General features: G+C 44.6%; 25 protein-coding genes and 1 tRNA gene. 18 read left to right on the top strand and 8 right to left on the bottom strand.

Annotated features, from left to right (window positions below; all coding sequences use genetic code 11):
• Positions 1 to 211 precede the first annotated feature (211 nt).
• The 9 genes from BSHG_RS07725 to BSHG_RS07765 all read left to right on the top strand — a co-directional run bounded on the left by BSHG_RS07725 (position 212) and on the right by BSHG_RS07765 (position 8,638).
• On the top strand, positions 212 to 1,498 hold the full coding sequence (locus BSHG_RS07725) for a site-specific integrase (protein WP_008659984.1): 1,287 nt from the start codon (positions 212 to 214) through the stop codon (positions 1,496 to 1,498).
• A 13-nt stretch (positions 1,499 to 1,511) separates the two neighbouring features.
• A complete protein-coding gene (locus BSHG_RS07730; protein WP_032497411.1) occupies positions 1,512 to 2,546 on the top strand; it encodes a hypothetical protein in 1,035 nt (344 codons plus the stop codon).
• Between the two features lie 221 nt (positions 2,547 to 2,767).
• Complete coding sequence (locus tag BSHG_RS07735) at positions 2,768 to 3,076, top strand: DUF3853 family protein (protein ID WP_008659981.1); 309 nt, start codon at positions 2,768 to 2,770, stop codon at positions 3,074 to 3,076.
• A gap of 11 nt (positions 3,077 to 3,087) precedes the next feature.
• Entirely contained in the window at positions 3,088 to 4,158 is a 1,071-nt protein-coding gene (locus BSHG_RS07740; protein ID WP_008659980.1) for an AAA family ATPase, read from the top strand.
• Between the two features lie 207 nt (positions 4,159 to 4,365).
• Positions 4,366 to 5,334, top strand: a complete 969-nt coding sequence (locus BSHG_RS07745) for a toprim domain-containing protein (protein ID WP_008659979.1) — start codon at positions 4,366 to 4,368, stop codon at positions 5,332 to 5,334.
• A 182-nt stretch (positions 5,335 to 5,516) separates the two neighbouring features.
• The gene (gene mobV, locus BSHG_RS07750; protein WP_008659977.1) at positions 5,517 to 6,863 is read left to right on the top strand and encodes a MobV family relaxase; all 1,347 of its coding nucleotides are present in this window, start codon (positions 5,517 to 5,519) and stop codon (positions 6,861 to 6,863) included.
• Between the two features lie 332 nt (positions 6,864 to 7,195).
• Complete coding sequence (locus BSHG_RS07755; RefSeq protein WP_008659974.1) at positions 7,196 to 7,645, top strand: hypothetical protein; 450 nt, start codon at positions 7,196 to 7,198, stop codon at positions 7,643 to 7,645.
• 11 nt (positions 7,646 to 7,656) lie between these two features.
• The gene (locus tag BSHG_RS07760; protein WP_008659973.1) at positions 7,657 to 8,100 is read left to right on the top strand and encodes a hypothetical protein; all 444 of its coding nucleotides are present in this window, start codon (positions 7,657 to 7,659) and stop codon (positions 8,098 to 8,100) included.
• A 10-nt stretch (positions 8,101 to 8,110) separates the two neighbouring features.
• Positions 8,111 to 8,638 (top strand): hypothetical protein, encoded by a 528-nt coding sequence (locus BSHG_RS07765; RefSeq protein WP_008659972.1) that lies wholly within the window; start codon positions 8,111 to 8,113, stop codon positions 8,636 to 8,638.
• Between the two features lie 220 nt (positions 8,639 to 8,858).
• Here the strand turns inward: BSHG_RS07765 and BSHG_RS07770 are convergent.
• A tRNA-Asp gene (locus tag BSHG_RS07770) sits at positions 8,859 to 8,932 on the bottom strand.
• A 172-nt stretch (positions 8,933 to 9,104) separates the two neighbouring features.
• On the opposite strand from BSHG_RS07770, the gene BSHG_RS07775 reads away from it, so the two are divergent.
• Together BSHG_RS07775 and BSHG_RS07780 are read left to right on the top strand one after the other, a co-directional pair.
• Positions 9,105 to 10,421, top strand: a complete 1,317-nt coding sequence (locus BSHG_RS07775; RefSeq protein ID WP_008659970.1) for an aminotransferase class I/II-fold pyridoxal phosphate-dependent enzyme — start codon at positions 9,105 to 9,107, stop codon at positions 10,419 to 10,421.
• A gap of 71 nt (positions 10,422 to 10,492) precedes the next feature.
• Positions 10,493 to 11,083, top strand: coding sequence for a YqgE/AlgH family protein (locus BSHG_RS07780; protein WP_005787276.1), 591 nt, complete (start codon positions 10,493 to 10,495; stop codon positions 11,081 to 11,083).
• Between the two features lie 2 nt (positions 11,084 to 11,085).
• Here BSHG_RS07780 and BSHG_RS07785 read toward each other — a convergent pair whose 3' ends face one another.
• From BSHG_RS07785 to recR, 3 genes are read right to left on the bottom strand one after another with little or no spacing between them, the layout of a single operon-like run.
• Positions 11,086 to 11,622 (bottom strand): GNAT family N-acetyltransferase, encoded by a 537-nt coding sequence (locus BSHG_RS07785; RefSeq protein ID WP_005787274.1) that lies wholly within the window; start codon positions 11,620 to 11,622, stop codon positions 11,086 to 11,088.
• A 3-nt stretch (positions 11,623 to 11,625) separates the two neighbouring features.
• Entirely contained in the window at positions 11,626 to 12,075 is a 450-nt protein-coding gene (locus tag BSHG_RS07790; RefSeq protein ID WP_005787272.1) for a hypothetical protein, read from the bottom strand.
• A 38-nt stretch (positions 12,076 to 12,113) separates the two neighbouring features.
• Positions 12,114 to 12,731 carry a recombination mediator RecR gene (recR, locus tag BSHG_RS07795; RefSeq protein ID WP_005787270.1) on the bottom strand — a complete coding sequence of 206 codons (618 nt, stop codon included), beginning with the start codon at positions 12,729 to 12,731 and terminating at the stop codon, positions 12,114 to 12,116.
• A gap of 275 nt (positions 12,732 to 13,006) precedes the next feature.
• Here recR and BSHG_RS07800 point away from each other — a divergent pair, with 275 nt between their 5' ends.
• From BSHG_RS07800 to BSHG_RS07820, 5 genes are all read left to right on the top strand, one after another.
• Positions 13,007 to 13,417 carry a hypothetical protein gene (locus tag BSHG_RS07800; RefSeq protein WP_008659964.1) on the top strand — a complete coding sequence of 137 codons (411 nt, stop codon included), beginning with the start codon at positions 13,007 to 13,009 and terminating at the stop codon, positions 13,415 to 13,417.
• A gap of 283 nt (positions 13,418 to 13,700) precedes the next feature.
• Positions 13,701 to 14,216, top strand: a complete 516-nt coding sequence (locus BSHG_RS07805; protein WP_005787267.1) for an isoprenylcysteine carboxyl methyltransferase family protein — start codon at positions 13,701 to 13,703, stop codon at positions 14,214 to 14,216.
• 496 nt (positions 14,217 to 14,712) lie between these two features.
• Positions 14,713 to 16,164: a sodium:solute symporter gene (locus BSHG_RS07810; protein WP_008659961.1), complete on the top strand. Its 1,452-nt coding sequence runs from the start codon at positions 14,713 to 14,715 to the stop codon at positions 16,162 to 16,164.
• Positions 16,165 to 16,178: 14 nt separating this feature from the next.
• Positions 16,179 to 16,784 carry a ribosome biogenesis GTP-binding protein YihA/YsxC gene (gene yihA, locus BSHG_RS07815; protein ID WP_005794469.1) on the top strand — a complete coding sequence of 202 codons (606 nt, stop codon included), beginning with the start codon at positions 16,179 to 16,181 and terminating at the stop codon, positions 16,782 to 16,784.
• Between the two features lie 15 nt (positions 16,785 to 16,799).
• Entirely contained in the window at positions 16,800 to 17,399 is a 600-nt protein-coding gene (locus tag BSHG_RS07820) for a DUF4923 family protein (RefSeq protein ID WP_005787260.1), read from the top strand.
• A gap of 52 nt (positions 17,400 to 17,451) precedes the next feature.
• Here the strand turns inward: BSHG_RS07820 and BSHG_RS07825 are convergent, their stop codons facing one another.
• From BSHG_RS07825 to BSHG_RS07840, 4 genes are all read right to left on the bottom strand, one after another.
• Positions 17,452 to 18,126, bottom strand: coding sequence for an ABC transporter ATP-binding protein (locus BSHG_RS07825; protein WP_008659956.1), 675 nt, complete (start codon positions 18,124 to 18,126; stop codon positions 17,452 to 17,454).
• Between the two features lie 16 nt (positions 18,127 to 18,142).
• On the bottom strand, positions 18,143 to 20,554 hold the full coding sequence (locus tag BSHG_RS07830) for an ABC transporter permease (RefSeq protein WP_032497476.1): 2,412 nt from the start codon (positions 20,552 to 20,554) through the stop codon (positions 18,143 to 18,145).
• Between the two features lie 13 nt (positions 20,555 to 20,567).
• Entirely contained in the window at positions 20,568 to 21,935 is a 1,368-nt protein-coding gene (locus BSHG_RS07835; protein WP_008659953.1) for a DUF4933 domain-containing protein, read from the bottom strand.
• Positions 21,936 to 22,116: 181 nt separating this feature from the next.
• Positions 22,117 to 23,475 (bottom strand): DUF4933 domain-containing protein, encoded by a 1,359-nt coding sequence (locus tag BSHG_RS07840; protein WP_008659950.1) that lies wholly within the window; start codon positions 23,473 to 23,475, stop codon positions 22,117 to 22,119.
• Positions 23,476 to 23,664: 189 nt separating this feature from the next.
• Between BSHG_RS07840 and BSHG_RS07845 the strand changes: the two genes are divergently transcribed.
• Positions 23,665 to 25,035, top strand: coding sequence for a sigma-54-dependent transcriptional regulator (locus BSHG_RS07845; protein WP_008659948.1), 1,371 nt, complete (start codon positions 23,665 to 23,667; stop codon positions 25,033 to 25,035).
• Positions 25,036 to 25,054: 19 nt separating this feature from the next.
• Entirely contained in the window at positions 25,055 to 26,374 is a 1,320-nt protein-coding gene (locus BSHG_RS07850; protein WP_008659947.1) for a sensor histidine kinase, read from the top strand.
• Positions 26,375 to 26,397 lie beyond the last annotated feature (23 nt).

Below are 26,397 nucleotides of genomic sequence, written 5' to 3'. Positions count from 1 at the left end.
TTGAATATCAGTGCTAAATATTTGTTCTTAATTATCCTTTGCGGTGCGTACGGTACTTTAACCTACAATTTTACAAAATATCATAAACTTGCAACTATCTACTAGTAAACAGCTTATTATGATTGGTATATATCGTAAAATATCACCTAAAATCTTTTGCTATCTCAATAATTGGGTGTATATTTGGGTGCTAATTTAATTACACCCGAATATGAATATCAAGAGAAACATCATCTTTTCTTTGGAAAGCCGGAAGAAGAACGGCGTACCAATCGTGGAGAATGTGCCTATCCGTATGCGTGTGATATTTGCCAGCCAGCGCATCGAGTTTACAACGGGCTACCGCATCGACGCAGCCAAATGGGACACAGACAAACAACGTGTAAAGCCGGGCTGCACCAACAAGCTGAAACAGAGCGCATCCGAAATCAATACCGACCTGCTGCGCTACTATACGGAAATACAGAACATCTTCAAGGAGTTCGAGGTTCAGGGAACCATGCCTACCACCGCACAAGTAAAGGAGGCTTTCAACAGCCTGCACAGCGAAAAGAGGGAGGAAGAACAGCAGAAACCCCTGACGTTCGCCCCTATGGAGGTATTCGGGGAGTTCATCAAGGAATGCGGGACACAGAACGGCTGGTCTGACGCCACTTATGAGAAGTTCGCCGCAGTGAGGAAACACCTTGAGAAGTTCGACAAGGAACTGACCTTCGAGACACTGGACGAACCCAAGCTGACAAGCTATGTGAATTTCCTCAAGGACGTGGAAGGCTTGCGCAACACGTCCACCATGAAGCAGATAGCCTACCTGAAATGGTTCCTACGGTGGTGCACCAAGAAAGGGTACTGCATGAACAACGCCTACGAGAGCTTCAACCCGAAGCTGAAAAGCGTCCAAAAGAAGGTGATATTTCTCACATGGGAAGAACTGAACAAGCTGAAAGACTACAAAATACCCCCGACCAAGCAATATCTCGAACGGGTAAGGGACGTCTTTCTGTTCTGCTGTTTCAGCGGGCTGCGCTATTCGGACGTGTACAACCTCAAACGGAGTGACATCAAGCCCGACCACATAGAAGTGACCACCGTCAAAACAGCGGACAGCCTTATCATAGAGTTAAACAACCACAGCAAGGCGATACTGGAAAAATACAAGGACGTATACTTTGAAGACCATAAGGCACTTCCGGTCATCAGCAATCAGAAGATGAACGATTATTTGAAAGAACTGGGGGAGCTTGCGGAAATCAACGACCCGGTAAGGGAAACTTACTACAAGGGAAACGAACGTATAGACACCGTCACACCCAAATACGCCTTGCTGGGAACCCATGCCGGAAGGCGGACATTCATCTGTAACGCTTTGGCATTGGGCATTCCCGCACAAGTGGTGATGAAATGGACGGGACACAGCGACTACAAGGCGATGAAACCGTACATAGACATAGCCGACAACATCAAAGCTAATGCGATGAACAAATTCAACCAACTGTAACCACAATTATATCATGGAAGAAAGAATAACGTCAATGATACCCCGCTACGGGAAGCTCAACAAAATATACGCCGAAATAATATCCGGCGGCAGTTTCTCTTTTGAGAAGCAACAGTTCATTTCTGATTTTTACAGAGAGTACGGGGACACGCAGACCTTTGAAACCGCACTTATCAGCCTCATGCTTGAAGCGGACGCCGCGCACTTCTCCATATTGCTGAACAGCCTGAAACGGGAGATTGAGGGCAACATCTCGACTTACAGCGCCTGCAAGGAGTTTTTTGACTGTCTCGATACCGGATATGTCTGCCGACAGCATGAAGAGCGCTTCGACTGGAGCATCGACAGACAGATGAAAGTCACAAACGGATATTACCGGGAACTCATGGCAGCTAACGGCTCTTTGGAAGCAGTAGGTTTCAGGGAACACGACCGTCAGGAAGAGGAACTGCTGGAAAGAAGGTACGACCGGTGCAAACGGGAATACGACAAGGAGAAAGCCAAACTGGATGAACTGTACAGGCAGAAGGAGCAGGCAAGGCGGGAAGCCCTGCAATGCCTGCAAAACCGTTGCGGGGACATTTGCAGGCTGGGAGGCTCACTATTGGCAATCCTTGATAAATACCTGACCGACCAAAAGAAAAAGGAGGGGGAAGAAAAGGAAATTCCCTCATCCGGTACCACCCCGGCAAGCCCACCCGCCTATTTCCCCATGCGACTGCTGTCAGCCATTTATGAGAAATGCAACGACAAACAGTTTGAAGCCGTTCCCGAAGCCGATTTCTACGCCGGAATGAACTTGCAGCCATGCAGGAACAGGCTGAAGATAAGACCGGGAGAAAAGGCGCGTGTATGCTACCTGATATTCCTCATGGGTGAGACCCTCTCCAATCAGGACAGAGAGAAGTGGAAGGATGAAATCATGAGATTGCTGGATATAGACATAAAATATTACAAATCCAAATACAAGGCACCCGTTCCCCGTACAGATTTAGCCAGTGACAGCAATCAGGAATTTGCCAAGGAAATGCGGTTAATATTCCGATAGCCGATGATATGCCCCGACATTCCACGACACGACCACTTTTACCACTCAAAATAATTTCTACCACCTTTTATTACTTACTGATACTTAATAAGATAGCGTGATACCCCAATCACGCTATCCACATCCTTACCACCCGTACCCGGAACTAACTTTGCACTGTTCGAACGAAATAAAAAGCCCATGCGCAGGGCTTACAGTACAAACGTTAATTTCATTCTGATATGGAAATTAGAGACCTTTTATCAAAGCCCGTATGGCAGATGACGGGCGAAGAGTTCATATTCCTGAACCGACATGCCTTGCAGGAAAGCGAAACGAAGCCAGCCCAGCCAGCAGCCGACAAGGACAAGAAATACGTGTACGGGATAGGCGGCATAGCCCGGCTGTTCGGGTGCAGCATACCCACTGCAAACCGCATCAAGAAAAGCGGGAGGATAGACAGAGCCATTACGCAGATAGGGCGCAAAATCATCGTCGATGCGGACATGGCACTGGAACTGGCAGGACGTAAAAGCGGGGGACGCAGATAGGGAGGTGCCATATGGAAAACAAGGAAAGAAACATCACGCCCGAAGAGGCGATAATCCTATGGCATGCCTCGCGACTTGACCTTTCGGAAGACTATGAGCAGGCACCTGAAATCCTGAAAGTGCAGGGCTCCGTCATCGGCACACTGGGAAACTTCAGCGCGTCAATCGGAAAAGCCAAAAGCAAGAAAACATTCAACGTCTCCGCAATCGTGGCGGCTGCGCTGAAAAACGGGACGGTACTGAACTATACGGCGGAACTGCCCGAAAACAAGCGGAAAATACTCTATGTGGACACCGAACAGAGCTCCTACCACTGTGCGAAAGTGGCAAGGCGCAGCCTGCGCATGGCGGGACTGCCGACAGGCAGCAACCATGAGAACCTCGAGTTCCTCGTCCTGCGGAAATACACGCCTGAAGAGCGCATAGCAATCATGAGGGAGGCAATCTACCGCACCGAGAATATCGGGCTGGTAGTCATCGACGGAATACGGGACATGGTGTACGACATCAACAGCCCCGGCGAATCCACGAAGGTAATCTCCCTGCTGATGACATGGACGGGGGAAAGGAACATCCACATCCATACCATACTGCATCAGAACAAGGGGGACGAGAACGCAAGGGGGCACATCGGAACCGAGCTAAGCAACAAGGCGGAAACGGTGCTGCAAGTGGAGAAGGACAGCAAGAACCCCGACATAAGTACGGTCAAAACCGCACATATCAGAGCGGTGGACTTCGAACCGTTCGCATTCCGCATTAATGAGGAAGCATTGCCCGAACTGCTGGAGGACTACCAGTTCAAGGACAAGGATGAGACAAAAGGAAATAGGGAGAAGTTCGACCCGTACAAGGACATCACCGAGCGGCAACACCGCATTGCACTGGAAGCGGCGTTCACCCTGAAAGCCGAATACGGCTATCAGGAACTTGCGGAAGCCTTGCAGGAAGCATACGCCTCTGTCGGTGTCACGCTTGGAGACAACAAGGTGGTAAAACTCATCACCGTACTCAAAAGCAAGCGGATGATAGTGCAGGAGAACGGCAGGAAATACACTTTCAACCCCGACTTCCACTATTAGCGGCACAGACCGGAAACCACTTTACTTTAGTCAGGGTATATATATATGTCAGAGTAAAGTGAAGTGTTCCGGTTGCTGATAAAAGCACTTTACTTTATTCCCGTACCATATATATACGGAAGTAAAGTAAAGTGGATACAGCCCGTAATATACGGAAAGGTACGGGCGAAAAGAAAAAAAACAATATCCACTTAAACAGAAACCTACATGAATACGAATGAAGCGAAACAGATACGCATAGAGGAATATCTGCACAGTCTCGGCTACGACCCGGTAAGGAAACAGGGCGACAGCCTATGGTACAAGTCACCATTCAGGAATGAACGGGAACCGTCCTTCAAGGTCAACACGGAACGCAATCTATGGTACGATTTTAGCGCAGGCAGGGGCGGGAACATCATCGCACTGGCGCAGGAACTCTACGCATCCGACAGCCTGCCCTACCTTTTGGAACGGATAGCGGAGCAGGCGCCCGGCGTGCATCCGGTCTCCTTTTATTTTGGCAAGCAGGCACTCTCAAAACCGAGCTTCCAACAGTTGGAGGTGGTGCCGCTCTCTTCCCCCGCCTTGTATTCCTATCTGCGGCAGAGGGGGATAAATACGGAGCTGGCGAAAAGAGAATGCAGGGAAGTGCGCTATCTGACCGACGGCAAACCATACTTTGCCGTCGGCTTCCCCAACCGTTCGGGAGGCTACGAGATACGCAACAAGTTCTTCAAGGGGTGCATCGCACCGAAGGACATCACCCACATACGGCAGGAACAGCCGAGGGAGACCTGCTGCCTCTTCGAGGGCTTCATGGACTACCTCTCCTTCCTCACCCTGCGGCTGGAAAGGTGTCCCAACTGCCCCGACCTTGACGGGCAGGACTACATCGTGCTGAACTCGACTTCCAACCTATCCAAAGCAATCCGACCTTTGGGTGGTTACGGGCACATCCATTGCTTCCTTGACAACGACAAGGCGGGAATGGAAGCCGTTCAGAAACTGCGGGAGGAATACGGGCTGCGTGTCCGGGACGCATCACACATATACGGAGACTACAACGACCTGAACGACTTCCTTTGTGGTAAACGGTCAGGACAAGCGGAACGGCGGCAGGAGAAACCGGAACCGGAAAGAGAACAACGGCAGGCAAGGCAGCCGGAGAGGAAAGGCAGAGGTTTCAGGATGTAACCGCACAGCCGGCAGATGGCTTTAAAAAAGCCATAGCTTATTAGGGCTTTTTCTTCACGCAATGCACGCATTGCTAAAAAAGCCCCAATGAGCAAAAGGGACGCCGCCCCTTTTGAAACCCCGGAGCCATGCGGCAGGGGAACAAGGCAGGGGAAGTATTAACCGAAAAATGTATTACAGTTATGGGATATGTAGTTTTGCATTTGGAGAAAGCAAAGGGTACGGACAGCAGGATGTCCGCACACATAGAGCGCACCGTCCACCCCAAGAACGCGGACAGAACGCGCACGCACCTGAACCGGGAATTGGTGCAATTCCCCGAAGGAGTGAGGAACCGCACACAGGCAATAGCGCACCGGATAGAGACGGCAGGTATCAGACGCAAGGTGGGCACCAACCAGGTGAAGGCAATCCGGGTACTGCTCACCGGAAGCAACAAGGACATGAAGCAAATGGAAGCGGACGGACAGCTTGACGAATGGTGCAACGACAGCCTGCAATGGCTCCGTGAAACATACGGGGAGCGGAACCTCGTGTCGGCAGTTCTGCACATGGACGAAAAGACACCGCACATACACGCCACTATCGTACCGATAGTGACCGGAGAGCGCAGGAAAGCCAAAAAAGAAGAACAGAACGGGAAAAAGAAATACCGCAAGAAGAGCACGCAGGACGTGCGGCTGTGTGCTGATGATGTCATGGCAAGGCACAAGCTGAAACACTATCAGGACACCTACGCACAAGCCATGGGCAAATATGGCTTGCAAAGAGGAATAGACGGTTCACTGGCAAAACACATCTCCACCATGCAATACTACAAGGAGCTGGTAGAACAACAAGACAGCCTGCAGGAGAACATAGAAACCCTGCTGGGACTGGAAGAGGAAGCGCAGAAGAGGTTGAAGCAGGTCAAGGGAGAAATCAACGTGCAGAAGATGAAGGGTGCGGCGGTAAACGCCACCACAGCCATAGCGGACGGGGTGAGTTCTCTTTTGGGCGGCAGCAAGGTCAGGAGGCTGGAAGCGGAGAATGAGGGCTTGAAGCAGGACGTTGTGAATCTGCAAAAGCAGGTGCAAGCCGAACAGAGGGAGCAGAAGAACATGGAGAACCGCCACAACAGCGAGATAATCAGAATAGACCGGAGTTACCAACAGAAAATTGCAGGGTACGACAATAGGCTGAAACAGATAGACACCTATTTCCCTATCGTAACGGAACTGCTGCCCATAGCCGAACAATGCCGGGAAGTGGGGTTTACCGAGGAACTGACAAGGCGAATCGTCAGCCTGCAGCCCGTAGGGTTCAAAGGCAGGCTCTATTCGAAAGAACACAAGGAGAAGTTCAGGACGGAGCACTCAACGGCTACCGTAGAGAGAAACCCACAAGAGAAAGGTAAATTCCAGCTGTGTATTGACGGTATGCCGATACTTGAATGGTTCAGGATGAAATTCAAAGAGCTCAAAGAAAAGCTGGGTGTAAGCCACACCCAAAAAGAAGAAAACAGACCGAAGAGGGGATTAAGGTTATAAAACACAAGAAATGAGAAAATAAGAATGGCTTTTACAGAGTTTATTTGATTATTTTTCATACTTTTGCACCGGATTGAGCACACACTCTCTCCAGACATATTAGTAAAGAAAGAAGCGTTATGCTTATCTTGTAGATGAAAACGTAGGAAATTTTCAAAGAGTACAAGGGATAGCATAGTGGTTCTCACGCTATAGCGTGGGCTGCTATATCCATATCTGTACTCAAGGTATTTTTCCTACGACCTTCATCTAAGACGTGGCATTGCAGTTCCACGCTTCGTGTTTTTATAAACTTCTTCATGGAGCTGGGAAGAATAAAAATATTGTAGTACATGACTAAAAAGTTACTATGTTTTGTATTTCTTACGGTTTCAATATTTGCTAATGCACAAAACCGTTATGACACTCCCGCTAACGCAACATTTACTAACACTTATGTTCCGATGACACATGAAGAAATGATGTTAAGAGCGGCGGCAGAAGTGTATAGAGAGAAGCGAGCTCGAGAAGATTTTGACAAGTATTCACGGACTGCTTATGAATACCTACAAAAGAAACAAATTGGATATTTTACGAGTTATGCCAATGCTGCTTTAAGTACTGGCTATTACAATAGCCAGTTATACTACAATTTGGGAATATCATACTACTTGTCTGGACAAAAAAGAAAAGGAAAGAAATTTCTAAAAAAGGCTTTAAAAAAAGGCTTTCTTGAAGCAAATCGTGCATTGTTCGCGATAAAGAAAAAGGAGATATTATCTTATTCATGGTTTATATATTAAAAATTACAATTATGAAAACATTATTTACAATCGTTCTTTTATGCATTTCTACCCTATTATGGGGACAGAATTATACGCAAAAATACAATGAGCTATATGATAGAACAGAGTTTTACAATTCCTATGGCAATCTCATTGGATATGCCAAATATAACTCATTATATGACCGCTTAGAGTATTACAATGCAAACGGAGATTTGTTAAAAACAGAACAATATAATAGCTTATATAATAGAAAAGATATCAAAGATCAATACGGAAACCAGCAGGGTTATGAGAAAAGAAACAATCTTTATAACCAAAATGAAGAATATGACTCATATGGCAATGTAAAATATAAGAAAAAGTGGAATGACTTATACCAACGATATGAGATTTACGATACTTATGGGAATATGGTAGGTTACTATAAATGGAATGAGTTATATAGACGGTGGGAGTTTATCTCCAAATAAATAGAATGTTATGAAAAATATACTTTTACTTCTTTCGTTTTTAATGAGCATATTTACTATGCACTCTCAAAATATTCAACAATTGGAAGCTAAACCTTCCTTTAAAGGGATAACTATCGGAATGCCAATATCTGAAATATCTAATAAATTGAGTTTTGAGAAAAGTTCAAATGGTTACTCTATTTACAAAGTGACAGATGCTTATTATTATAGCATTTTTAATGTAACTATGAATTATGTAAGAGTTATCGGTTTGAATGGAAAGGTACATGCTATAGAAGTGATAAAAATGGTTAAAGCTACGAATGAACATGCTACAGTATTTGACGCAAGTGAACTGGATGTTATTCAAGCAGGTCTGACCAGATTATATGGTGACCCCCAATATAAGCTAACTGAAAACCATTCCCAATATAATAGAATAGGAGTACAGTGGATTTCTAATAGCAAGGAAGCTAACTGTTTTATTGACTTTTATGGAACTTTTGTCGGATATAAACTACAGTTCTCTTTATGTGAACATAGTGAGGATTTTTAGTATTAAACATACGTTTTATAGTAGCGGGACGAGGATGTTTTCTTGTCCCGCATTTTTACCCTACGTGTAGTTATTAAAGTAAGTAATAACAAATATTTGAACAACTAAAATTGGAGTTAAGACGTGTAAATGCTAAACAATACAAAAACACCCAATTTTACATTAACGGGTGTAAAATTGGGTGTTATTTTTGCAAACTATTGATTTTCAATGTTTATTGCGGTGCGTACGGGACTCGAACCCGTGACCCCATGCGTGACAGGCATGTATTCTAACCAACTGAACTAACGCACCAAAATTTCATTTCTTTATTGCTGTCTCTCTCGATTGCGGTTGCAAAGGTAGCTGTTTTTTTTATATCTGCAATAGCTGAAAAAGATTTTTTTCATCTTTCTCATTCATTTGTTGATTATAAGTAGATTATATCTATCTTTGTGACACAATTTATAAAGCAACAAAAAGAAACATGAAAGATACACCTATCAAACGGCATCTTATTGATGAAACTATCGAAGAATTTCAAATTACAGATTTCTCAAAAGCAACCATTCGTGAAGTAAAAGCCATAGCAGCTAAAGCAGAAACAGCATCCGGAGTCGAATTTATAAAAATGGAAATGGGCGTACCGGGTCTCCCCCCTTCTACTGTAGGAGTAAAAGCCGAGATAGAAGCATTGCAAAATGGAATAGCCAGTTTGTATCCCGATATTAATGGACTACCGGAACTAAAATCGGAAGCCTCCAAATTTATAAAAGCATTTATCGATATAGATCTCAAACCGGAAGGTTGCGTACCTGTCACGGGATCCATGCAAGGTACTTTCGCATCTTTCCTTACTTGTAGTCAATGTGATGAAAAAAAAGATACTATTCTGTTCATAGATCCTGGCTTTCCGGTCCAAAAGCAGCAATTGGTGGTCATGGGACAGAAGTACGAGACATTTGATGTATACGATTATCGGGGAGACAAATTAAAAGAAAAACTCGAGAGCCACCTGAAAAAAGGAAATATTTCAGCTGTTATATACTCAAATCCGAATAACCCCAGCTGGATCTGTTTAAAAGATGAAGAACTGAAGATCATCGGTGAACTAGCCACCCAATATGATGTAATCGTCCTTGAAGATTTAGCTTATTTTGCCATGGACTTCCGCCAAGATCTGAGTACTCCGTATCATGCACCTTATCAGCCTTCGGTGGCACACTATACAGATAATTATATTTTGCTTATATCCGGTTCCAAAGCCTTCAGTTATGCAGGCCAACGTATTGGTGTCAGCTGTATTTCTGATAAATTATACCATCGCCATTATCCCGGATTCGATAAACGCTACGGAGGCGGTACTTTTGGCACTGTATTTATCCATCGTGTGCTTTATGCCCTCTCTTCGGGGACGAGCCATTCGGCACAATTCGCCATGGCAGCTATGCTGAAAGCAGCGAACGAAGGTAAATACAATTTCCTGAACGAAGTGAGGATATATGGTGAACGCGCCCGTAAATTGAAAGAAATATTCTTGCGTTACGGATTCCATCTGGTATACGACAAAGATCTTGAAGATCCTGTTGCCGACGGTTTCTATTTCACCATAGGCTATCCGGGAATGACAAGTGGAGAGCTGGCAAAAGAGTTGATGTATTATGGGGTCAGTGCAATTTCCTTGGTTACTACAGGTAGCCAACAACAGGGACTACGTGCATGCACTTCCTTTATCAAAGAGCACCAATATGCTCAACTGGATGAAAGAATGAAGTTATTTGCCGAAAATCATCCTATATCTTAAAAAGAGCACACTAAATCGAAAAAAAGAGGAATATTGTTTGTTCGTGTAAAATAAATCTTTAAATTAGGGGCATGAACATCAATACTGACATATTTAAGATACAATCGAATAATGTAATGCCGTCGAGAGGAAAGATTCTGATATCAGAGCCTTTCCTCCACGATGTAACTTTCGGAAGGTCAGTAGTATTGCTTGTTGATCATACTGAAGAAGGAAGTATGGGATTGATTATAAATAAACCACTCCCATTGATGCTCAATGATATCATTAAAGAATTTAAATATATAGAAGATATTCCGTTACACAAAGGAGGTCCTATCGGAACTGACACTTTGTTTTATCTGCATACTTTACACGAAATACCCGGAACCCTTCCGATCAACAATGGATTATATCTCAACGGAGATTTCGATGCTATCAAGAAATACATTTTACAAGGAAACCCTATAAAAGGAAAGATACGCTTTTTCCTCGGATATTCCGGCTGGGAATGCGAACAACTGATTCAGGAAATAAAGGAGAATACCTGGATTATTTCAAAAGAAGAAAATACCTACTTAATGAATGAAGATATAAAAGGTATGTGGAAGGAAGCCTTAGGGAAATTGGGCAGCAAGTATGAAACCTGGTCCCGCTTCCCGCAAGTTCCTTCTTTAAACTAAAATTATCGTTTGGGATTCATACATTGCACAAGCACGGCATCTTTATAACCTTCGTGTGTTAACAGCCATTCTTTCAATACTCCACATTGGGTAAATCCACAAGAATTGAACAATCGCAAACTGGGTTCATTATCCACAGCTATATGGGCATACAATTGTTTTATAAATAAAAAGTTGAAAGCATATTCACAAAGCAGTTTCAATGCATCGGAAGCATACCCCTCCTGTCTATAATTGCTGTGAACGGCAATTCCGACTGCCCCTCTTGAATGTAAAGGTACAAAATCAGTTATATCGACCGTACCCAAAGTACAATTATCTTTCCGACGCATAATCATCAGCCGCAACTGTTTATCGGCAAACATGTCACTTTGCGATCCTTCAATATACTGTTTGAGTACAAAACGCGAATAGGGAACTGTAAAACTACTGATATCCCACATAGAAGGATCATTTTCCATTTCGTACATAAGATCCAAATCCTCCGGTTCCACTGCACGGAGATATATTCGCTCGTTGGCTAAGAAAGATTGCTTCATCATTTATTCTTTATCAATATGCAGTTCGGCACGCAATCTTTTTTCTCCCGGAAGACAGAAAAAAGAGGCTGTCAGTCCTATAAGTGCACATAACGCACCTGTACTACTAAGTGTAAAGTAGTAACCGGCCAGATTAAACACCACTACAAATTCCAGTAAAGCCAGCCGAACAGCCCCCCAAAGCATATAACGGCTCAGGGCCACCGGAAACGTCAGCTGATCTATTTTCTTTGTCAGAACAAAACTAAATAGTTTAAGAGAAAGAGGTATACAGACGGCAGTCATCAAAATACCTACTGTTTCGAAAACATAAACAGCCCGTACATTGTCTGCTTTTATTCCTACAGGCAACACGCCGGCTTCTCCCAATAGCACCAACAATAACGGAATAATCCAAAAAGAAATATACTGTACCTTCTGGCTTTTCACAATGCGTTTTATTTGCTCTTCCATTTATATATAATGATTATCAGTTAATGGTAAGTTTCCTTTTAAACGGTTCCGGTAAAAGTCGTACGGTTCACAATACTTCTACCCAACGTTATCTCGTCTGTGTATTCCAGCTCGTCACCAATGGATACCCCACGGGCAAGTACGCTCAATTTGACACCCATTTTCTCAAGTTTACGGTAAATATAAAAATTCGTGGTATCCCCTTCCATGGTTGTGCTTAGAGCAAGAATCACTTCATTTATTCCCCCTTCGGCTACCCGGCGCACCAGACTTTCTATCTGCAGATCGCCCGGTCCTACCCCATCCATCGGTGAAATCACTCCCCCCAAAACATGGTACAACCCACGATATTGTTGAGTGGCCTCTACGGCCATCACATCCCGTATATTCTCCACTACGCAGACCATAGACGCGTCCCGCTGCGGATTTGCACAAATCTGACAAGTTTCCGTATCAGATATATTATGACACACCTTGCAATATTTCACCTCATGCTTTAAAGTTATAATAGAACTTCCGAAAGCTTCCACCACAGAGGTATCCTGACGCAACAGGTGAAGCACCAGTCTCATAGCTGTTTTCCGTCCGATACCCGGCAATTTAGAAAACTCTCCGACGGCCTTTTCAAGTAACGTCGATGGATATTGTTGATTCATGTACAAACAAGTATATCTATTTAATTATCAATAAAGTATATACCAGTAAAAAAGTTGCAAACCTATAATAGAAAGGACTCCAACCCCATAAAGCCACTGTATACTTTATGGAGTACAAAGATACGCATATTTTATAAATGGCAAATCAGGTGTTAATAAAATAGGCTATTTATCGGTCATCTTGTTCATTGCTCCTGCTACAACAATACAGTCGTCTCTTGATTGTTGAACAATCAAGTCTACATTTTTGTTATTATAGCTAAAAAACTAAATTTATGGACTTAAAAAAGACAACTTTCTACTTATTTACGCTCTTTAGTTTGATGTTAATTTCCTGTAGCAACGATGATGAAAACAAAAATGATGCGCAGGTAACAGTTACTGTAGTCAGTGCTGATGGCAAACCTCTGCCCAACGAAATTGTGCAAATGTTCGATGAAAAGACTTATGAAGAGTTCAAAAAAGACAATCGAACAACTCCTACGGCATATGCATTAACTAACTCCACCGGAGTTGCCACTTTCATTTTTACTTATGATAAGTGGTTCGAATCAAACAAAGACCGATTTTTCACTTTCGCTGTCCAATATGGCAGTGGTACAGAAAATTATGAAATATGGTCTGCAGGACGTACCGTACGCCTGGGTTCAGTTACACAAATCGAGTTGAAACTTAAGCCTTTATAAACGAAAAACGGTTTTATAAGCAAATCGCGGGTCATGCCCCCACAGAGTGACTTATAAAACCGCCTTTTTGATTTTATCTTCAGTAGATTCCCTTTTCTACAGGTATCGCACAACTCAGGATAGAAACCATATTTCTTAACCAGTTCTTGAAACTTATTATGCTCCTCCGATTTATAACTATTCCGAAATGAACTGAATTCCGGTTCAATCGCCCTCTTGGGTATTCCTTCATAAGTTCTAAGAAAGAAAATAAAATATATCTTATCCCTCAAAAAATAAAACGATGCAAAATATCATTATTACATTTATTGCCTTTTTTGTACTCAGATTACTTTCCTTATCCTACTCCATTCGTAACGAGAAACGTCTTCTGAAAAGTGGAGCGGTACAATATGGTAAAGTTAATTCGCTATTACTGACATTAGCACATATCGTCTACTATTTTTCGGCCCTCTATGAAGCATACACTTCGGGAACTACCTTCAACTACTTCTCTGTTTGTGGTGTTTTTATAATGGGCTTTGCTTATGCTATGCTATTCTATGTGATCTATAAACTCCATGATGTATGGACAGTAAAACTTTATATCATTCCCGATCATCGCATTGAAAAAAGCTTCCTTTTCAGAACAGTAAGACACCCCAATTACTATCTGAATATCATACCTGAACTAATTGGAGTTGCTTTACTCTGCAATGCCTGGTATACATTACTCATTGGACTCCCTATCTACGCTTGTTTGCTCGCTATACGTATCCGACAAGAGGAAAGGGCCATGAAAGAACTATTGGAGAATTAAGTTTCTACATTTGTATTTGGAGGAAACATTTTCATCATATAATAGAACTGGATAGGTCTCACCACAGATTACACGTAACACAGACAAATAATTTATTTCATTGAGAATTAGATTAAAGAATCCGTGTTAATCCATGTGATCCGTGGTGAATTCAAAACCACTCCGGAAAAAACATTCTGTCCCAAGCCGGTATTTGAGCTATCCATTATCCACTATTATTGTTTAATTTTGCCGTACTAATTATCAAGCGCTTAACTATCATGAAAACAATATCAAAAATTTGTCACAATTCTTGTACTATTAGCCGGCATTGTCCCTGTCTATGCCATCATGAACATCGTATTCGATCCTAATGGCGATGGAAATCTGTTAATAACACTCGGCACTCTGACACCTATACTGGGTGGCCTTTTGATGGTATATGCCTTCAAAGACAAATATCAAATTTTAATTAGCAATCATCGTTTGCAAAATAAGTGTTACCTTTGCGCTCGTTATGATGATACTTGCCACTATTGTATGCTACTTTGCCATTCTCTTGCTGATAGCCCGTATCACCGGACGGAAAGGAGGTTCGAATGCAGCGTTTTTTAAAGGAGAAAACCAGTCTCCATGGTACGTCGTTGCTTTCGGAATGATTGGCGCATCTATTTCGGGAGTAACCTTTGTATCCGTACCGGGCATGGTAAAGGCGATGGATATGACGTATATGCAAACTGTATTCGGCTTTTTCTTCGGTTATCTGGCTGTCGCCCATATACTCCTCCCACTCTACTATAAACTCAACCTGACCAGTATATACACTTATCTGGATACCCGTATCGGAAAGCGTGCCTACCGTACAGGAGCCTCTTTTTTCCTTCTTTCGCGTATGCTGGGCACAGCTGCAAAACTATACCTTGTCTGTCTGATTCTATATACCTACGTATTTCGTGATATGGGTATCCCATTCTGGAGTATTGCTGCCGGATCGGTAGCTTTAGTATGGATATACACTCACAAAAGTGGCATTAAAACAATTGTCTGGACGGATACTTTACAGACTTTCTGCCTGATCGCAGCACTGATCAGCATCCTTGTTTTTGTCACTGCAAAGTTAAATCTTGACTTCAGCGGAGTTATACAAACAATCAGCAGCAATGAACACAGTCGCATCTTTGTATTTGATGACTGGATGTCGCGCCAGAATTTCTTCAAACAGTTTCTAAGTGGGATTTTTATTGTTATTGTCATGACCGGACTCGATCAGGATATGATGCAGAAAAACCTTTCCTGCCGTAGTCTGCGTGACGCGCAGAAGAACATGTATTGTTATGGCTTTGCATTCGCTCCGCTCAACCTGCTGTTTCTGGGGCTTGGCATTTTATTACTGGTCCTTGCTCAAGAGATGCAATTGGAACTTCCGGCTGCCGGTGACGACATCCTGCCGTTGTTTGCTACCCAGGGTTATCTGGGCGAAGGAGTACTTATCCTATTTACAATCGGTATCATTGCCGCCGCTTTCAGCAATTCGGATTCAGCCTTAACCGCCATGACAACGAGCTTTTGCATCGACTTGCTCGACACAGGCAAAGACACAGAGGAAGAAGCCCGTAGAAAACGAAACCGGGTACATATAGGACTATCCGTCCTACTTATTTTCTTTATCTGCCTTGTCGATGCATTGAATAACCAAAGCGTCATCGATGCTATTTACATCATAGCCTCCTATACATACGGACCTCTTCTGGGAATGTTTGCTTTCGGATTATTCACCCAACGAAAAACAAACGACCGATGGGTGCCGTTTATTGCGATAGCTTCACCACTGATTTGTTACGCAGCCGATAGATTTGCCCGGCAGGAAACCGGCTATCAGTTCGGATACGAATTATTGATGCTGAACGGCATCCTTACTTTTGCAGGAATGTGGATCGTATCAAAGAAACAACTAAAAAATGAATTTTAAAACCAACAAGAAATATGGAAATAACCAATGCTGAATTTGTAATTAGTAATACGGACGTGAAAAAATGTCCGGCAGGCACTTTCCCCGAATATGCCTTTATCGGCCGATCCAATGTAGGAAAATCCAGCCTCATCAATATGCTGACCGGACGAAAGGGGCTGGCCATGACTTCCGCTACTCCCGGTAAGACCATGCTTATCAATCATTTTCTGATCAACAACAGCTGGTACCTGGTTGACTTACCCGGATACGGATATGCCAGACGAGGTCAGAAAGGACAGGAACAGATACGCACCATCATCGAAGATTACATCCTCGAACGCGAACAGATGACCAATCTATTCGTATTGATAGACAGCCGTCTGGAACCCCAGAAAATAGATCTTGAATTCATGGAATGGCTGGGTGAGAACGGCATTCCTTTTGCCATTATCTTCACCAAAGCAGACAAACTGAAAGGGGGACGACTCAAAATAAATATCAGCGCTTACTTGAGAGAATTACGGAAACAATGGGAAGAACTCCCTCCCTATTTCATCACTTCATCAGAAGAGCGCCTTGGCAGGACAGAGGTATTAAACTACATCGAGTCAATCAATAAAGAACTTAATTCAAAATAAAAACAAGGATATCAAATGAAAAGAAAACTATTATCATTTGCAGTTCTTATCACACTACTGCTTGTACCGACCGTAAACCGTGCACAATCTATCAAGGACTTATTCAATAAAGACAATATCTCCAAAGTTGTCAACGCTGTCACAGGACATACCGAAACAGTGGATATGACCGGGACCTGGCGTTATACCGGCTCGGCCATTGAGTTCGAGTCTGAAAACCTGCTGAAGAAAGCCGGAGGAACCGTCGCTGCTTCCGCTGCCGAACAAAAGCTGGACGAACAGCTGGCCAAAGTCGGCATTAAAGAGGGGCAACTGAGTTTTACATTCAATGCGGACAGTACTTTCGTAAGCACTTTAGGCAAACGCAAGCTGAACGGAACATACTCTTACGATGCCGGCACCCAGATGCTCCACCTGAGGTATATGAAATTAATCCCCATGAATGCAAAAGTCAATTATACCACTCAGCAGATGGATCTTCTGTTCGAAGCAGACAAATTGCTGAAGCTAATCACTTTCTTATCCAGTAAGAGCAGCAGTGCCACCCTCAAAGCCATCAGTTCATTGGCAGATAGCTATGACGGCATGATGCTGGGATATGAATTGAAACGATGAAAGGTTCTGAACGATGAATGATCGGCGGTGATCATTCATCGTTCAAAACTTTTCATCGTCTGTTCTCCGTCAGGATACAACCATCCATCATCCGCACAATACGGCCTGCCTCCCGGGCATTTTCTTCAGAGTGAGTTACCATCACGACTGTAGCTCCATCTTGATTTAACTCCTTCAATAAAAGCATCACCTCGTTGCCATTGGTAGAATCGAGGTTACCCGTCGGTTCGTCAGCCAATATAATTTTCGGGTTCGTCACAATAGCTCGGGCAATAGCCACACGCTGTTGTTGACCTCCGGAAAGTTGTTGAGGATAATGTTCCGTACGATGGCCTATCTGCATCCTTTCCAACGCTTTGTTCACTCGATCTACACGCTCATGAACCGACACACCGGCATATAGCAACGGTAATTCTACATTCTCAAATACAGTCAGTTCATCTATCAGGTTAAAGCTCTGAAATACAAAGCCGATATTGCCGTTCCGCATGTCTGTACGATCATTTTCCGAGTAGCGGGAAACTTCTTTACCGATGAACCACAACTCACCGGAAGTCGGATTGTCCAATAGTCCCAGTATATTCAGCAAGGTCGATTTGCCACATCCTGAGGGTCCCATTATAGCTACAAATTCGCCTTCCGATATATCGATACTGATTTCATTCAACGCAATAGTCTGTACACTCTCTGTACGGAATATCTTAGTCAATCCAATTGCTTTTATCATAATCTCCAACTATTTATTATTCATATCTCAATGATCTCACCGGATTCTGTGAAGCCGTCCGCCAGGTTTGTCCGATAACAGTTAATAACGTAATCCCCGCAATAATCAGTCCGCCCCCCAAAAACAGCCACCAGCTCATAGTAGTCCGGTAAGCAAATTCACCCAGCCAGTGATACATAAAAAGATAACCCAACGGACAAGCCGGCATGAAAGCAATGCCCACCCATTTCAGATATTCCAGACAGAACATTTTTACGATCCCACCGGAATGTGCTCCATTCACTTTTCGAATCCCTATTTCCTTCGTTCGCTGCCGGGTGGACAGCGTTACCAATCCGAAGACTCCCATCATGGCAATCACAACGGCAAGGATCGTAAACGCAAGTAACATCCGGCTCTGTTGTCTCTCTTGTTCATAGTTCCGGTTTAAAGCATCTGAGAAAAACTTATATTTAAACTCCTTTATGAAAAAGGGGGCCATCTCCTCAAACTTCTTTTGTATGAAGTTCAAGGTTTCCTGTTTATGTTCCGGAGCTATTTTGATATGTATATTCCCCAAACATTCGGGACTATACATCAAATATGCCGGCTTTATCTTCTGTCGCAACGACTGGAAATTGAAATCCTGTACCACTCCTACAATCCGTTTTTTATTTGTGCCTACTCCAAACCCTCCGCTTATCTCCATACCTATCGGATCTGCTACCTTCATAGCCTTCCGGGCCGCTTCATTAATAATCACCGGAAAATCGTACGTGCCACTGAAGTAGGCTCCTCCATCCGCCTTCAAACCCTCTCCTTTCAGAAGTTTTAATCCGAATGTATTCACAAAATCACCATCCGCCCAAATACACATCATTCGTAAAGAGTCAGTCTCTCCTCTTTCGTCAGTCCACCTCAATACATCCCCCTGACTTTTGTCCCCTTCCAGATAATCAGTAATTTCAGCTCCCATCGAGACGCTGCGTACATTCGGATTCTTTAATATTTCCTGCTTGAACCCGTCCACATTATACCACAGACCTGTATAAATGGAAACAACATTTTCTTTTTCCAATCCCAGGTCCTTGTTTTGCAAATAGTTCAGTTGTTTAAACACAATACCGGTACACAGCAACAACGTGATTGCTATGACAAACTGCACACAGAGCAGCCCCCGTATCAAGCCCCCCTTTTTCCCGTTCTTCTGTCCTCCTTTAAAAGCAATCAAAGGGTTAACCGCCGAAAGATAGAATGCCGGATAGCTGCCCGAAAGGCATCCCACACCGATAATGCCCAAAACAACGTAGACTAACACACTCCAACTTGCCTGCAACGTGATGTCCTTATCCATTATCCGATTAAAGACCGGCAACAGCAGTTCGGTCAAGGCCAGCGCCAATATCAACGAAATGAATGCTTGCACCAAACTTTCAGAAAGAAACTGAACGATCAGCGTTTTCCGCTTGGCCCCCGTCACCTTACGCACTCCGATCTCTTTATATCGTAATGCGGCACGTGCAGTCGACAAAGTGGTGAAATTGAACGCTCCCATAAATATAATCAATACGGCCAAGATTATAAACAGATAGATGGAGGCCATACTACCATGATTCTTAACGGAAATATCAGCAAAATCGGTCTTTAAATGAATGTCCCTGAGCGGTTGGAAACGGAGCAGACGTTCCGTATGTGTGTGTTTACTCAGTATACGACTCATCCGCACCCGGTCGGAGTCGGACACAGATGTCCCGGGACGCATTTTCACATACACCATCGCATCCCGAACATCCCAAGGAGAAGACATCCGCACGATGTTGACATCTATCTTATCAAAAAAAGACTGCCCTACAATCGCATCAAACTGAATATGGCTTTTACGGGGTACTTTCACCACCCCTACGATCCTCAATACCGACTCGCCATCCATTCCTCTGTTATACATTACTTCTTTCCCCACCGCCGGTTCATTCCCAAAAAACTTTTTAGCCAGCGTCTCAGACAAAACGATGTGATTGAATCCCGATTTCAGCCTGCCGGGATCTCCCTCTACCACAGGAAAATGGAAAACATCAAAAAAGGCCGTATCCACACGCATCCAATTGAGTGACAAAAATTTATCACCCGACCTCAAAGAAGTCATATCGACATTCCCAAGATAAGTGGCTTCTTCCACCTGCGGAAACTCTTTACGGAAAGCATCTGCCAGAAGTTTCGAAGTATAAGGATTTTCAGTCACCTCTCCGCTTTCGGAGCAATTCGCTTCAATCACCCTGAAAATTCTACCTGCATCCGGATTGTGATCTTCAAAAGTAAATTCATCTATCACCCACAAGTAGATAAGGAAAGCCGCTGCCATCCCCCATACAAATCCAAGTATATGAATGCTTGAAAACAGAAAGCTCCGTTTGATCAGACGAAGAGCAACTTTAAAATAATGGTTTATCATCATAGCGGTCAACTTATTTAACGGTCATCAAAATCAGATCGGTTTCATTAAACTCTCCAAGCTTGTCATTTCCCCGCAGCTGTATCGGATAGTATTTTTCCAAAACAGCTTTTCCGACAACAAAAGCAGGATCCCCATTCAGATTCAAGTTGGGCCAGAAGGGTAAATCTTCTTGTAGACCGGCAGCTATCAGCGGTGATTCCGGATGTCCCCCACCGGTAACTTCCGGCAAAGAAAAAAACTCTCCGTTCCGCTTGTCATAGACCAAAGAATAAAGTTGCACTTCCCCCTTCCTACGGGCATTTTCACTATCGTACCCTTTATCGACATTCAAAAAGAGGAAATGATCCGTCTCCATACACGAAGTTACAAAATATGAACTCCGCACATTGCCCCCTCTAGCCACGTCGGCCCCTGTAATGCGGGATAATGAACCGAAATCAAGTTTATAAACGACCTCCAGTGTCGAGGCATCCTTCACCCTGTAGATCTTATTGCCGTATGCATGATAAAACAGTGTTCTTCCTCCCACATGATACACAATGTCCCGTTCAGCCTCAAAAAGACGAGGTTTATAACGTTCGGAATTTCCCAAAACAAAGTGACAGAGAGTATCCCCCTTCATCCCGAATGTATAGAGTTCATCCGAATGTCTTACCGCCATTCCGTATCCTCCGGGCATTGAAAACAGATAGCTGTTTCCTATAGGCAGTCTGTTTCGGAATGTCTTAAGCTCCGCCGGCTGAGAAGAAGCCATCAGTCCGGTCAAAGAGGCGACTACCAGATAAGACCTCCGTTTATCTGTATTATAGCACGTAAAGCGTAATTGTTTCCTTTCAGAATCATAATAAAAGTTCTGCATCAAGTGTCCCCCTCCTATTCCGACGCCACCGCCCGGCGTGTGTATCACCTGTAAATCCGATCGAATAAGCAGTCGTTTCTTCCTCAGGTCCTTATCCAACAGCCACACACCCTCTTCATCAGGTATCAGAAAATCATCACCGGCAGCAATCAGGGATGTCCAATCATCATTGGCTTCCATGATCCTGTATTGCACCTGCTGCCCGAGATCAGTCAGTTTCATCGGGCGAACGTTTCGCAATGCAGACTCCACGTTCAAAACAATCATTCCATGATCTGTGATGTGAGAATCATATTTAATTCCGGAAGGGGCCTGATAGTCTTCCGGAAATACCTGTAGAGAATCGTTATCTCCCCATCCGGCAAGCGAGTCTTCCACATCGGCCGCCGGAGTTGCACTTTTAGCAAACTCCCTCCGCAGCTCCTCCTTACTCACCCCCGGATTTTTATTACCACAAGCCGACAGGCACAGTCCTCCCATCAAAAGTAAATTCCCCCAATAATAATATCTTTTAATCATTACCTTTCACTCCCCTTTTTAAAAAGCCTGTTTAAATTTTCCTTGAATAAATTTTATACGAGTTTTATCGAGAACAGATCTCAAAACAATCCCGGGCCGGATTTAACCGGGCCCTGAGACTATCCATATTCCGTTTTATAAGCCGAGTTGGCGGAAGTAGTGTTTCAGCATCGTGTATCGTTCATTTTAGAGTGATTATAAGTGACGTAGTCTCTTTCTCGGTACCCTGTAAAGCAGGTATCCGCTTGAATACTTCAGGAGAAGATTTACTTAATTTCCACCCGGTTGTAAATGTAGCAAGCTGCTTCTCAGAAAAACCTTTCCGGGGCCAAAACGGAATGCCGTCAGGAAGATCAGGCTCCGGACAGGGATGAACCGTTTCTTCAGCCTGCGGTAAGGAGAAAAACGCTTTAGACCGTTTGTCATATATCAGCGAGTAAAGCGTTACTTGCTTCTTGTCGCGTGCATAGGGACAGTCATATCCTTTTTCTACATGCATGAATACGTAGCTGTCGGTCTCCACCCAATCCGACAGGAAATAGGCATTGTCCACATCGGCACCGCCAACCACCTCTTCTCCCGTAGCCCGATGCAACGTGCCGAAATCAAGTTCATAAACCGGTTCCAGGGTAAAGGCGTCTTTCATACGATAAACCGTATTCCCATAAGGCATAATGATCATGGGACAGCCCTTATAATGATAAACAGTCGCTTGTTCTCCCGAACGATATGAACCGTTACCGCGGGGAGGATAGTTTACTTTCTCTCCGATAGTAAAATGACAAAGTGTATCACCCCGCAAATTGAAGGTATAAACGTCGTTCGTAAATCGGGTCCAGGTAGCATACCCGTCTGCCATTCCTAACAGATAATTTCCGGAAATACCTGCACGTTTATGGATATCGTCCGGTGTCAGAGGCCGGGATGCGCTTAACAAATCTTTCAGAGAAAGCCTGACAAAGGATTTGGGATTCTTTTTATCCCTCTGATCATACAGCACGCCGATCAACGTCCGGGAAGTCTTTTCATAATAATCCGGATTGATGTAACGCTTCGTCTGAAAGTTGGTAAATCCATTTTCTTCCGTAATATCCACATCATTGCGAAACAACATCCGAATCATTTTCAGGTTCCCATCCAGCAGCCAGATGCCACCAATCCCCACTCCCAAGCAGCCCTCTTCAATCGGTATCAGGCGGAAGATGCCTCCTTTCACATCTTTAAATACCATGAAATCAAGCTGACTGCCCAATTGACTCAACTTCAGAGGACGGACATTCCGCAATGCGGCCTTCACGTCAAGACGCTCCGGATTTCCGGTAAGATAGTTCGCCTGATACCGAATGCCCGGAACAGGAACATACCCTTCCGGATATTCATCCGAAACCGACAATGCATTCTCTTGCCCATGCCGGACACTCAAACTATCCGACTCTCCTTTCATCTCCACCCGGCCACTTGCCGGCCCTTTCTGCTGACAGCTTCCCAGGAGGAGCAGCAGTCCCAACATCCAAGTGCTTTTCATTTTACTTCCGATCATCTTTGCAAATTCTATTTATTAAATAAAAGCAAGAAGTATACCAAACAGACATCCTATTATTTATCAACCTGTTACCGAAAACGGACGATCTGTAATTCGTACGAAAGCGTGCAGTTTTTGTACGATATCGTACACAGATTACCCAAACTTTTTCTCTATCTTTGTTCCTGCCAATCAACATACTATACTATGACACTGAAACGAGGCAAAATACTGATAGCCGATGATAATGAAGACATCCTTTTCACACTGAAAATGCTGTTACGCCCCATTACAGAATCAATCAGCATCACGACCGATCCGAGAGAACTGCTCCCCATCCTGTCACGCACACACTATGATGTCATCTTGCTGGACATGAATTTCAGGAACGATGCTGTCAGCGGACGGGAAGGATTCCACTGGTTGGAAGAGATCCTGAAACTGGATTCGGGAGCAGTGGTAATCTTCATCACGGCTTATGCCGATACCGAAAAGGCTGTACGGGCCATCAAGCTCGGGGCTACCGACTTCATCGCCAAGCCCTGGCAAAACGATAAGATGATTGCAACCGTATCTGCGGCATTGCAACTCAGCTTCAGCCGTACGGAAGTAGAATCACTGAAGGAGCAGAAAGAAGCTCTGACCGCCCCCTCGCCGGAACCGGCCCGAATCATCGGCGAATCGGCCGCCATGCAGGCTATTTTCCAGACCATCCGGAAATTTGCCGATACGGACGCCAACCTGTTGCTTTTAGGTGAAAACGGTACAGGAAAAGATCTGATAGCACGCTATGTATACGAACAGTCGCCCCGGAAAGGCGAAATATACGTCCCGATCGATTTGGGAAGCATCCCCGAAACACTGTTTGAGAGCGAACTCTTCGGATTCGAAAAAGGTGCTTTTACAGATGCGCGGAAAAAGAAACCCGGAAGGCTGGAGGTAGCCTCGGGAGGTACTCTGTTCCTAAATGAAATTGGCAACCTGAGCCTGCCTTTACAGGCCAAGCTGCTTTCGGTCATCGAACAACGCAAAAGTTCGCGACTGGGTTCCACCACTTCTTATCCGGTAGACGTGAGACTGATATGCGCAACGAATACCGACCTGTATACAGCCATCGATAACGGGCTGTTCCGGCAAGATCTTCTCTACCGCATCAATACGATCGAAATACGTATCCCTCCCTTACACGAACGGGGCAACGACCTTTTCCTGCTTGCCGATCACTTTTTACAACGCTATCGGAAAAAATATAAAAAAGAAGTCCGGGGCATTTCGAAAGAAGCGCGCAGATTGATGCAACTCTATCGTTGGCCGGGGAATGTACGCGAGCTAGAACATACCATCGAACGGGCGGTCATCCTCTCAGGCAATCCAATGTTGATGCCGAACGACTTCATGCTTCGCACATCGCCTCAGGGACAGGTTTCGGAGAAAGAGAAATACAACCTTGAACGCCAGGAGCGCGAAACCATCAGCGAAGTACTCCGGCTTTGTGCCGGCAACATTACGTTAGCCTCAGAAATGCTGGGAATCACCCGGACATCGCTATACAGGCGGATCGAGAAACACGGATTATAACCTCAAACAGTTACACGACATGAAACAAAAATGGGCGAGGAAACCCCTTATATTGACAGCAGCCCTTTTGATCTGCTGTTACACCACCGTGTGGTTAGGCATGCACGGTTTCTATATCAGCCTGCCGGTATCCGTATGCCTCTTGCTATACACAGCCTACAGAATCTATCGCTACATCCTCCGCTCCACACGTGCCATGGCACAGTTCATCTGGTCTGTCCGCTATTCCGAGTTCCTCTCCTCCCCCGTGCAAAGCGAAGAAAGCCTCCGTTCACTGCCGGCAGAGCTTCTGAACGAAATGAACCAAGCCTTGGATTTCTACAAACAGAACCTTCAGAAGAAAGAAAGCAAACTACAATATTTTCAGGCTCTGGCCAACCACATCGATATGTCCGTATTGGTATATACCCCTTCCGGACGGATCGAGTGGATGAATGAAGCCGCCAAAAGACTGCTCGATAACCACAATCTGAAAAGTATTGATGAACTGAAATACTTTCACAGCGAGCTGCCTGCCCGCCTTTACTCCTTAAAAGCGGGTGACATCGCCGTTCTGCAGGCGAAAAAAGAGGAAGAGACCATCCAACTGGCACTTTCCGGAATGGAGTTTGTGATACAGGGACGACCGCTCACAGTGGCCAGCATGAAAAACATCGATTCGGTATTAGACAGCCAGGAAACCGAAGCCTGGCAGAAACTGATCCGTGTACTGACACACGAAATCATGAATTCCATCACTCCGGTCACGTCTTTGTCCGAATTGCTGGAACATCAGATCGAAGACTTTGACGGCAATGAAGAAGAGCGGGCCGAAATGCTCCGGATGTTACAAACCATCCGCCGGCGGGGCGACGGGTTAATTCGGTTTGTCAACAGTTACCGGGAAGTGTCTCACCTGCCACAACCCCTGCTGAAGATATATACATCACAAGAATTACTGACAGGTGTGGTACGGTTGATGTACAGAGAACCGAATGACCTGCACCTGATACTTCCGCCCAAGGCCCAACGCCTGATGGCGGACAAAGATCTGATTGAACAAGTGCTGATCAACCTGATTAAAAACGCCCGTGAGAACGATGCGACCGACATCCGGATCTCAGCCGGATTAAGCTCCGGAGAACGCCCCTATATAAGGATAGAAGACAACGGGACAGGAATCGAGCAAGAGGTGCTCGACCGCATCTTTATCCCGTTCTTCACGACTAAACCCACCGGATCGGGCATCGGCCTGACCATCTCACGACAGATCATGCATCTGCACCGCGGCACCATCACCGTTTCATCCGAACCGGGGAAAGGCAGTATCTTCACCCTCTTGTTTCCGGGCGTATTCTAAAGAGGTGTAGCCATACGGTGCAC

This window comes from Bacteroides sp. 3_2_5 (assembly GCF_000159855.2).
Lineage (GTDB): Bacteria > Bacteroidota > Bacteroidia > Bacteroidales > Bacteroidaceae > Bacteroides > Bacteroides fragilis.
The sequence above is the reverse complement of the archived record's forward strand: the minus strand, read 5'-3'. Positions and strand labels throughout refer to the sequence as shown.